We start from the raw sequence: 9,209 nt of genomic DNA, 5'->3' as shown, positions 1-9,209 counted from the left end.
GAACCATGGGTCAAGGTCAATCTCCAAGGAGGTGCAATGTCCACGCGTGACCTATGGTATCTTCCGGTCACTTAGTTAGCTCAACCGATGCGCGAGCGGCAGGCCTCGGCGGTTGAGTGGTAGCAGCGCACCGCAACCGCATCACCCTACACAATTCCATTTTGAATGCCATCGGCACTGTCGATGAAGAGGGCGCAAGTCGACGCGCCAAAGAAGCCGATACCGCATCGGCAAACGGTCAAGTGTGGGGTCCTCTCCATGGCGTTCCCGTAACATTCAAGGATGCGTTTGTGACGGCGGGATTGCGTACCACGTGTAATTATAAGCCGCTGGGCGATAACATTCCTCAACGTAATGCGACGGTGGTTGCGCGACTGCGCCAGGCCGGTGCCATTATTCTCGGCAAGACCAATCTCCCGATCATGGCGTCGGGACCTCAGACGAACAGCCCGATCTTCGGCCGCGCCAACAATCCGTGGGAAACCGGCTGCACACCGGCGGGCAGTACAGGCGGCGGCGCCGGCTTTTCGAATCGCGAGAGGGTGGATATCCGCGCCGTATATGCGTCCGTTCGTTCCCACGAGGCGGCCTGCGGCGATGGTGAACCCGCCCGGTCCGCACCCGTAGTCGAGGACGGTCATCCCTTCGGAAACCCCACGGCGCTATGGAGAAAGGGTGTAATTCCGCCCGGTCTCTCCGTTTCTCCCTGTGATTTCTTATCTCTCCAGCATCACGGAGATCGAAGAGCGCGCAGGCAGAACATGGGCGTTAAAGGCTTGAAATGAAAAGCGGCGATGGTTACATTCCCCGAAAATTTTCACCGTGCAAAACGGTATGCTTAAAAGAGGGAGTGAGAGCAAGCGGTATACGTGACGGTGAATGAAAAAGCGTAACGCATCGAGAAGAACACGTGCCTGAATCCATTTCCCTTATGAAATTGCCCGGGAAAGGGAAACTGTCTACGCACAAGATTGTACGGCAATGGATTTTTCCCCAGGAAAGCCGATGGCGCAACGCCAAAACAGGGGAAGAGGGGCGGCATCACGTCGATGAGTCGCTTGTGCAGAAGGCGGTGCGTATGGCGGTGACGAGGGCCGGTTTGATAAAGCGGGCGACCTGCCATACGTTTCGACATTCTTTCGCCACCCATTTGCTCGAAGATGGATATGACATTCGAACAGTCCAGGAGCTCTTGGGGCACAAAGATGTCAAGACAACCATGATCTATACCCATGTCCTCAACCGCGGGCCGTCCGGCGTAAGGAGTCCTATGGATGGGCTTTGAGAGGTGTTTTATACCGATCCGGATAACATGCCGAACGAAATGGACGAAGTTGTAAAATGTCTTTCTTTACAATCGGTTAAGCCATTTTGAGCGGATTATCTGAAGGCGTCTTATATGGGTAAAAACGATAAATCCCTCATCTTATGAGGGTCATTCTAATTAATGTTGTGCCGCCCCTTGCGAGTCAAAGAATTGGGTCAATACATGTCATCGGATAACAACAAGATTGAATTGCTCGTCAAACGGATAAAATATGCCCCAAGTCGAGAATGGGTAAATTCGTATTTTGAGTTAGTGAAACGGGTTATCAAAATAACAGGATTAGATAACGATAATCCCCGACTTGTTATGTCCTTGTCGCCAAATAGCACAGGCTGGCATTTTCCAGTTACTATCAATAATCGCTATGTTGTTGCTTTGCGAAAAAAGAAAGAAAATGAGCAAACAAAACTCTATGTTGGCTTGATTTTCACTGCATTTGCCAGAGAAATTCCTCAATTACAGGATAATCCAGACTTAAATAAGTGGGGGCAATTCAGAAACTTGCGTGGTGAATATTCAGAACCGCCTTATTTCTTGCGCTTTGGTAATTTACCCGAATTACTTTATTGGCTGGAGACATCAGAGCAAATTTATCAAAGTTGGAGTGAAACACTCTTAACAGAAGTAAAACGGGCTAAATCTTCCCCTTATCGAAAATCTCATGAGCCGCTTATGTATAAAATGGCGGTTGATGTGAATTTTAGAGCAGAAATTTTAGACATGGTTTACGCAAAGAGTAAGCCGAGTTTGGGATTGTTGCCTGAACAAATAGATGAGCCTCAAGAATTTTACGAAGGCGCATCAAAGTCTATTACGGTAAATGCTTATGAGCGCAATCCGCAAGCCAGAAATGCTTGTATTGAACATTACGGCGCAAAATGTATTATTTGTGGCTTTGTTTTTGAAGAAAAATATGGCGAAATCGGAAAAGGTTTTATCCATGTTCATCATATAAAACCTTTGGGCGAAATTGGCGCAGAATATCAAGTTGATCCAATCAATGATTTATGCCCAGTCTGCCCCAACTGTCATGCGATGTTGCACATGAGAAAGCCACCTTATAGCCTAAACGAACTTCGGGCTATACTCAAAAGGTAAAAGCCTTGCAAAGCCAAAAGCGGCACAACATTGCGTGCAGCGGACGGGCGGGGGCATTCGCCCCGCCCAAAGGGATTCAGCCCCGTTGAGTGTTTTCTACCTTTGGCATTTTTCTGCAAAATCCCCCGCCCGCCGCTAACGCTTGCCGTTGGCCCTTTTCATAGGAAACGGATATGAATTTAATACCAATCCAATATCACAACAGAAAATATCCGGTTGAAATCAATGCCGGTATATATGAAACTGCTGCTCATTTTGATATTGAAAAAATTGAGACGCATTTGCCATGTTCTTTGCATACTGAATATTCATATGGCAAGAGAAATATGTCGTCCTCTGTCATCAATAACTTTCCAACAATTAGAACAGCTCATAAAGATTATATCCCTCAGCTTTGGTTTAATAAGAGATGGGCAGAGGAATTTGCAGATTTCATAACAACCATCACGGAAAATAAATCGGTAATAAAAATTATTGAAATCCATCCGCCTTTTAAAGATTATTGTCAGTCATTAGAAATGTTTATAGAAATCTATAAAATTTTTGAAGAGAAAATTCTGACGATTTTGCCTCATATTGATATTCTTATAGAAAATAGAGGAGGAAGTCAGTATAAAGGCGGGAAATTTTTAATTTCAAAAAATTATGATGTTGTCAGACTTTCAGAACTAATTGAAATTACTGGTTTGAGATTAAAGATAGTACTTGATTTTCCACAGTTGTTTTCATCGCATTTGAGAGTATCAGAAAATACAGAAAAAAGTATTTCAAATATACTGCAACCTCTCACTGTATGCAGAAAGTGTATAAAAGGTTTGCATATATGGGGAAAAAGAAAAAATGTTACGGGACGATGGATTGCACATCAGGGTAATCTTAACACTTATTTTGACAATAACGCTGATATAAAAAAGCAATTTATGACGCAATTGAAAGAACTTTTCAATGATAATATCAAGAGATATTTCGTGCCAGAAGTTAATAGTAGCGATATAGACTTGGAATCTATTATTGAAGACTTCAAAAATACAGGTTTCAAGTTCAGTTAAAAAGAGCAGGCTAACCAGCGGGTCGAGTGGACGGGGCGGATAAGCCGCCCCGCCACTCACCCTTGTCGTTGAGCTTTATAAAATATAAGGAGTAGCAATATGTCAATGGGATTTGTCAGTACGGTTAAACGTGGACAGCACTTTGATTTAGTAACCCTTGCTATAAGAAAATTAAAAAGTGCAAATCTCGCGCTTAAAGGAAAATCGGAACGTGAGTTTGAGCAGGCTGTGATAGGTTATCTGCAATCCTCTCCAACACTACGAAAAAATTTAATAACGCAAGTAGGTACGGACGAAGTCGAAAAAATTACGCAAGCTAATCTTTTTGGTTTTTCTCATCGACCTGATGCCTCTATAGGAAATGATGGTACCGCAATTGAAATCAAAGCTATTTCAGGCGACCAATCAGCTAGAGATATTTTAGGGCAGTCCATTGCCTACCGGATGCAATATCGGTTTGTAATAATTGTATTAGTAGACGAAACCGAAGACAGAAGGATAGTTGAGCTATGTAAAGATAAAAATAGCAAAGAGTATTCTTTGTTCACAGGCTTAGCGGAAACAATGAATATATTTTCAATAATCGGCCCAGATGGTCCATCAAAGAATGTTTCCTTTGGGCCATAAATTTGCCCAACAAGGCACTACAGCCGATCGCCGCTTCGCGGCTCCGGCTGAGCTTTTCCTTGGGCGGCTTATACCAGAAATGGGTCAGTTATGAGGCACTACGTAGCGTATAACAAAGTTGAGGAATGGGGAGAATATACCCCCGGTGTGGATGCTGCCGAGTATGGACACTATAGCAGACATCCTAAGGCCAAACTTGAGAAGATAATAGGCCAAACCATCTGGGTCTTTTCTGGAGAGCGCGTGAATGGCCGGATGGTATACAAGCTATGTAGCACTTATGGAGCGGAGGACATTGAGGAAAATGCAGAAGAAGTAGAAGCATCGGGTTTTCGATGCGTGGTAGGAAGCGGCTTGAGTTTTGTTCCGCCAATTCTGGTAAATGATTTAGAATGGTTTGCGGAGCTATTTAGAGAGCAAAATAGGTTTAGTTTTGGCATAAACCAGATAAGAAGCGAACATGTGATCCAGTCTCTTGAGAGACTCAAAGAAAGTTATTTGGAGAACAGATCAAGACGGACTGTTCTTCAGGATATAGAGGATTTGAAGAGTACCTACGAGACTCTGCGGGAAACAACACGTCAATCTGTGATAGAAAGCCGTATTGGACAAGGTCTATTTAGGAGTTCACTCATTCAGTATTGGCAGGGCTGTTCGGTTACTGGATGCAAGAATCTCGAAATATTGAAAGCATCACATATCAAGCCTTGGCGTGACTCGTCTAATGAAGAAAGGCTTGATGTTTTTAATGGTTTGTTGCTTATTCCCAACCTGGACACCTGTTTTGATTTGGGTCTGATTAGTTTCGATGATAGTGGGCAAATTCTTGTATCAAGTGGTTTAGATGAAACTACACGAGAGCAGTTAGGCATATATCCCGATTTGAGATTGTTACGAGTAGATGAAAAGCACAAGGAATTTCTGCGGTATCACCGTGATAGAGTCTTCCAGTCATAGAAAACCGCCCAACCTGCGCATCCAGCCGACAGCGCTCCGCTCGGTCGCTTCGCTCCCTCGCTCCGCGCTGCGGCTCACGCGCATCCCGTTAGACGCTAACGTGGGCACCATGACACAACAAAACAATACATTCATTGATTTGACTAAACTGACGAAGTGGATTAAATGGTTATTGTGTCTCCAAGTCGGCGTTGCCGTAATTGCCTTGATTTCTGGAGGGCTGGAATATCAACTGCTCAATGATGTTAAGAACGACGTTCATACATCCCAGCTTCAAGCTATCGCAGCAGCCGAGGCAAGCGATGCACGGCAGCAAGTTATTGTAATCACAAAACTGATCATCTTTGTGGTATCAGGCATACTCATTTTGAAGTGGATATACCGTGCCAATTTCAACGCTCGGCAACTTGGCGCATCCGAAATGCAGTTCACACCTGGGTGGTCTATTGGGTGGTATTTCATTCCAATTGCCAACTTGTGGAAGCCATATCAGGTAATGGAGGAAATATGGAAGGCGAGCGCGAATCCACAGGAATGGAAAAGCCAATCTATTCCGCCACTTCTTGGATGGTGGTGGTTTTTCTGGATTGTATCCAATATCTTAGAAAATGCATCCTTCAGCATGGCTCTCAAGCCGGCTCAGATTCATGAATTGATCGTGGGGAATATTGTAACGCTGATCTCTGATGTAACGAGAATACCTTTGTGCCTTATCATGCTGGCGATAGTAAGCAAGATTTATGAAATGCAAATGTCCCATTACAGAAGTCGCGTCTCATAAATAGCATCAACGCAGACGGTAAAAAACGCCGTTCCTTCGTCGTTCTTCTTTTTACCGCCGGATATGCTGAATGTTGGGTTCCTTGAAACATGCCCCTCACTCATCGCCCTGTTGCCGAGAAGGACATTCGGATCATTTGCGGCTTCCCGCAAAACGCAGATGAGCTGTTCTTCTTTTTTCCAAAGGCGGATTATCCCTTGACTTCATCGCAGTTGCAGGACGCAATTGCACAACGTTCAGACTCAACTGTCGTAGAACTTGACGGTGAGGTTGTCGCCTTCGCTAACTTCTACCGCTGGGAAGTCGGCGGCTGTTGCTCCATTGGAAATGTCATTGTTTCCCCAGAAGCCCGCGGGAAAGGGGTGGGCAGGTACCTCATCGAACAGATGATTGGCATCGCTCACTCGAAATACAGGGCCGCTGAGGTAACGATATCGTGTTTCAACCAAAACGTTGCGGGTCTGTTGCTTTACCCGAAATTGGGTTTCCAACCTTATGCAATTGAAGAGCGGAGAGACAAAAAGGGTAATCGGGTTGCGCTTATTCACATGCGGTTACCGATAAACGTAACCTGACCAGCCGCTGCATCGGACGGAGCGGTAGAGCTACCACTGATATCCAATGTTAGCTACGGAGGAATCATGGAAAAGGTTGAAATCGGTATGACTGTCCGTCTCCATTCTGGAGGGCCAATACTTACCGTAAATACACAACCCGACGAGAATGGCTATGTGACTTGTGTGTGGTTTGATAAGGACGAACATGTACGAGCTTACACCTCCCCTATGTCTTCGCTAGAGTTGGTAAAAACTAAAGGGTCAGATGTAGAAGACGAAGCTGGGGAAACAACAGCTCATGAAATAGAGGAGGATAGGATCGAGGAGGATGGGTTTACTGACCATAGCGAGTATGATCGAGATGACGGCCTGTTTGACGATTTTCAAGATTTGTTTCTTGAGAAGGGTTGTGGCGAAGGATATTCATGTGAGGAATGCGAGAATGTCGGTTGTCCCGCTCACCCCTGCAACTAGAAAACCCGCGTAAAAAATGTTCCTGGCTGTCAGAGCCAAAGCGCCCCTCAGCCAAAACCCTAACGTTCGGCGCATACTCTGCTTTTTACAACTATGGAGGAATAACCGATGGACCAGAACGAGGTCGCAATTGCCTTTGACATAGTTCTCGAGGAAATCGAGAACGCTATTACTGCGTTGAATCGAGAAGAAGTTCAAGCCTTCCAAGCGGGTGAATACGACGTGGCAAGGGAATTGATGGAAAAAGGCCGGCTGATGACTGCATTTCGCAAAAAGATTGTTGATCTTCAAAAGGAGTGGCTTAACATTTTTACAACTGTTAGGCCTCCGAAGGATCGGAAGCGAAGTAGAAAGGTAGCCGAGAGACTAAAGCGTGGTCTTCGAACACCGGAGGACGAATTTCGCATACCTATACTACAAAGTCTGGCGGATTTAGGTGGTTCCGCACCTATGACCGACGTCCTTGATAGAGTGGAAAAAGTGATGAAGAATCGGCTAAACGATTACGACCGCTTGCCATTGCCCTCAGACCCTAGCCAAGTCCGTTGGCGCAATACCGCTCAATGGGCTCGAAACGCAATGGTAAAAGAGGGTCTGCTTGCCTCGGATTCCCCCCGGGGAGTGTGGGAGATAACTACAGCGGGTAGAAGATGGCTTGCGGCTGCCATCGAACGAAAATAATACAATGAGCCTAACATCTTGCTCCAACCGACCCCGCCTTCAGCCGTGCGGCTAAGCGGCAGATCGTTGGCTGCAAGAGAGGAGATTGAGGATATGAGCTACTACTTCACCAAGATCACGGCCCTCGGATATGAACAGGCCCTCATGAGGGTGCAAGAGGAACTGGAGAAAGAAGGGTTTGGAATCATCACGGAGATCGACGTACGGGACACGCTCAAGAAGAAACTCGACGTTGATGTGCGGAAGTACAAGATTCTGGGGGCGTGCAATCCATCCTTTGCTCACCGAGCACTTCAGGTGGAAAGCCGAATCGGGACAATGCTCCCCTGTAACGTGATTGTGCGAGAGCGCGAAGATGGACACACAGAGGTTTCGGCCATCAATCCGGTTGAAAGCATGAAGTCTGTGGCGAATCCCCAATTGGAGCAGATCGGGAATCACGTTGCGGCGAAACTCAAAGCGATCGTCGATCGGATCTGAATTGGGCGGCCAACCAGGCCCTTGAGCGTACTCGCATACCGTGCGCAGCTTAGAGCTGAGCGTTAACCCACCGCATAGAACCATGGGTCAAGGTCAATCTCCAAGGAGGTGCAATGTCCACGCGTGACCTATGGTATCTTCCGGTCACTTAGTTAGCTCAACCGATGCGCGAGCGGCAGGCCTCGGCGGTTGAGTGGTAGCAGCGCACCGCAACCGCATCACCCTACACAATTCCATTTTGAATGCCATCGGCACTGTCGATGAAGAGGGCGCAAGTCGACGCGCCAAAGAAGCCGATACCGCATCGGCAAACGGTCAAGTGTGGGGTCCTCTCCATGGCGTTCCCGTAACATTCAAGGATGCGTTTGTGACGGCGGGATTGCGTACCACGTGTAATTATAAGCCGCTGGGCGATAACATTCCTCAACGTAATGCGACGGTGGTTGCGCGACTGCGCCAGGCCGGTGCCATTATTCTCGGCAAGACCAATCTCCCGATCATGGCGTCGGGACCTCAGACGAACAGCCCGATCTTCGGCCGCGCCAACAATCCGTGGGAAACCGGCTGCACACCGGCGGGCAGTACAGGCGGCGGCGCCGGCTTTTCGAATCGCGAGAGGGTGGATATCCGCGCCGTATATGCGTCCGTTCGTTCCCACGAGGCGGCCTGCGGCGATGGTGAACCCGCCCGGTCCGCACCCGTAGTCGAGGACGGTCATCCCTTCGGAAACCCCACGGCGCTATGGAGAAAGGGTGTAATTCCGCCCGGTCTCTCCGTTTCTCCCTGTGATTTCTTATCTCTCCAGCATCACGGAGATCGAAGAGCGCGCAGGCAGAACATGGGCGTTAAAGGCTTGAAATGAAAAGCGGCGATGGTTACATTCCCCGAAAATTTTCACCGTGCAAAACGGTATGCTTAAAAGAGGGAGTGAGAGCAAGCGGTATACGTGACGGTGAATGAAAAAGCGTAACGCATCGAGAAGAACACGTGCCTGAATCCATTTCCCTTATGAAATTGCCCGGGAAAGGGAAACTGTCTACGCACAAGATTGTACGGCAATGGATTTTTCCCCAGGAAAGCCGATGGCGCAACGCCAAAACAGGGGAAGAGGGGCGGCATCACGTCGATGAGTCGCTTGTGCAGAAGGCGGTGCGTATGGCGGTGACGAGGGCCGGTTT

Annotated in this window: 9 protein-coding genes and 6 pseudogenes; 13 read left to right on the top strand and 2 right to left on the bottom strand. The window is 47.3% G+C overall.

The genetic code is table 11. The features are described 5' to 3' along the window. The first annotated feature begins 116 nt into the window (after window positions 1-116). Window positions 117-509: pseudogene (locus tag QHH26_13535) on the top strand (amidase). A 69-nt stretch (window positions 510-578) separates the two neighbouring features. Here QHH26_13535 and QHH26_13530 read toward each other — a convergent pair. Further along, window positions 579-641: pseudogene (locus QHH26_13530) on the bottom strand (methyltransferase type 11). Window positions 642-979: 338 nt separating this feature from the next. Here QHH26_13530 and QHH26_13525 point away from each other — a divergent pair. From QHH26_13525 to QHH26_13475, 11 genes and pseudogenes are all read left to right on the top strand, one after another. Further along, window positions 980-1,285 (top strand): annotated as a pseudogene (locus QHH26_13525) (tyrosine-type recombinase/integrase). A gap of 204 nt (window positions 1,286-1,489) precedes the next feature. Further along, window positions 1,490-2,425, top strand: coding sequence for an HNH endonuclease (locus tag QHH26_13520; GenBank protein ID MDH7482972.1), 936 nt, complete (start codon window positions 1,490-1,492; stop codon window positions 2,423-2,425). Between the two features lie 173 nt (window positions 2,426-2,598). Next, entirely contained in the window at window positions 2,599-3,474 is an 876-nt protein-coding gene (locus tag QHH26_13515; protein MDH7482971.1) for a hypothetical protein, read from the top strand. A 99-nt stretch (window positions 3,475-3,573) separates the two neighbouring features. Then, window positions 3,574-4,101: a hypothetical protein gene (locus QHH26_13510; protein ID MDH7482970.1), complete on the top strand. Its 528-nt coding sequence runs from the start codon at window positions 3,574-3,576 to the stop codon at window positions 4,099-4,101. A gap of 90 nt (window positions 4,102-4,191) precedes the next feature. Further along, a complete protein-coding gene (locus QHH26_13505; GenBank protein MDH7482969.1) occupies window positions 4,192-5,058 on the top strand; it encodes an HNH endonuclease in 867 nt (288 codons plus the stop codon). Window positions 5,059-5,167: 109 nt separating this feature from the next. Beyond that, window positions 5,168-5,839: a DUF4328 domain-containing protein gene (locus tag QHH26_13500; protein MDH7482968.1), complete on the top strand. Its 672-nt coding sequence runs from the start codon at window positions 5,168-5,170 to the stop codon at window positions 5,837-5,839. Between the two features lie 89 nt (window positions 5,840-5,928). Then, on the top strand, window positions 5,929-6,414 hold the full coding sequence (locus tag QHH26_13495) for a GNAT family N-acetyltransferase (protein ID MDH7482967.1): 486 nt from the start codon (window positions 5,929-5,931) through the stop codon (window positions 6,412-6,414). Window positions 6,415-6,480: 66 nt separating this feature from the next. Beyond that, the gene (locus tag QHH26_13490; protein MDH7482966.1) at window positions 6,481-6,870 is read left to right on the top strand and encodes a hypothetical protein; all 390 of its coding nucleotides are present in this window, start codon (window positions 6,481-6,483) and stop codon (window positions 6,868-6,870) included. Between the two features lie 108 nt (window positions 6,871-6,978). Next, the gene (locus QHH26_13485) at window positions 6,979-7,551 is read left to right on the top strand and encodes a winged helix-turn-helix domain-containing protein (protein MDH7482965.1); all 573 of its coding nucleotides are present in this window, start codon (window positions 6,979-6,981) and stop codon (window positions 7,549-7,551) included. A gap of 93 nt (window positions 7,552-7,644) precedes the next feature. Then, complete coding sequence (locus tag QHH26_13480) at window positions 7,645-8,031, top strand: DUF302 domain-containing protein (GenBank protein MDH7482964.1); 387 nt, start codon at window positions 7,645-7,647, stop codon at window positions 8,029-8,031. Window positions 8,032-8,224: 193 nt separating this feature from the next. Beyond that, window positions 8,225-8,617, top strand: a pseudogene (locus QHH26_13475) (amidase). Window positions 8,618-8,686: 69 nt separating this feature from the next. Here QHH26_13475 and QHH26_13470 read toward each other — a convergent pair. Continuing rightward, window positions 8,687-8,749, bottom strand: a pseudogene (locus QHH26_13470) (methyltransferase type 11). 338 nt (window positions 8,750-9,087) lie between these two features. Here QHH26_13470 and QHH26_13465 point away from each other — a divergent pair. Beyond that, window positions 9,088-9,209, top strand: a pseudogene (locus QHH26_13465) (integron integrase).

This window comes from Armatimonadota bacterium (genome assembly GCA_029907255.1).
Lineage (GTDB): Bacteria > Armatimonadota > UBA5829 > DTJY01 > DTJY01 > JAIMAU01.
The sequence above is the reverse complement of the archived record's forward strand: the minus strand, read 5'-3'. Positions and strand labels throughout refer to the sequence as shown.

What these genes read in the sequence shown, in the direction of transcription:
- QHH26_13510 (MDH7482970.1), top strand. Translation starts at nt 3,574, where the DNA reads ATGTCAATGGGATTTGTCAGTACGGTTAAACGTGGACAGCACTTTGAT.
- QHH26_13485 (MDH7482965.1), top strand. Translation starts at nt 6,979, where the DNA reads ATGGACCAGAACGAGGTCGCAATTGCCTTTGACATAGTTCTCGAGGAA.
- QHH26_13505 (MDH7482969.1), top strand. Translation starts at nt 4,192, where the DNA reads ATGAGGCACTACGTAGCGTATAACAAAGTTGAGGAATGGGGAGAATAT.
- QHH26_13495 (MDH7482967.1), top strand. Translation starts at nt 5,929, where the DNA reads ATGCCCCTCACTCATCGCCCTGTTGCCGAGAAGGACATTCGGATCATT.
- QHH26_13515 (MDH7482971.1), top strand. Translation starts at nt 2,599, where the DNA reads ATGAATTTAATACCAATCCAATATCACAACAGAAAATATCCGGTTGAA.
- QHH26_13500 (MDH7482968.1), top strand. Translation starts at nt 5,168, where the DNA reads ATGACACAACAAAACAATACATTCATTGATTTGACTAAACTGACGAAG.
- QHH26_13520 (MDH7482972.1), top strand. Translation starts at nt 1,490, where the DNA reads ATGTCATCGGATAACAACAAGATTGAATTGCTCGTCAAACGGATAAAA.
- QHH26_13480 (MDH7482964.1), top strand. Translation starts at nt 7,645, where the DNA reads ATGAGCTACTACTTCACCAAGATCACGGCCCTCGGATATGAACAGGCC.
- QHH26_13490 (MDH7482966.1), top strand. Translation starts at nt 6,481, where the DNA reads ATGGAAAAGGTTGAAATCGGTATGACTGTCCGTCTCCATTCTGGAGGG.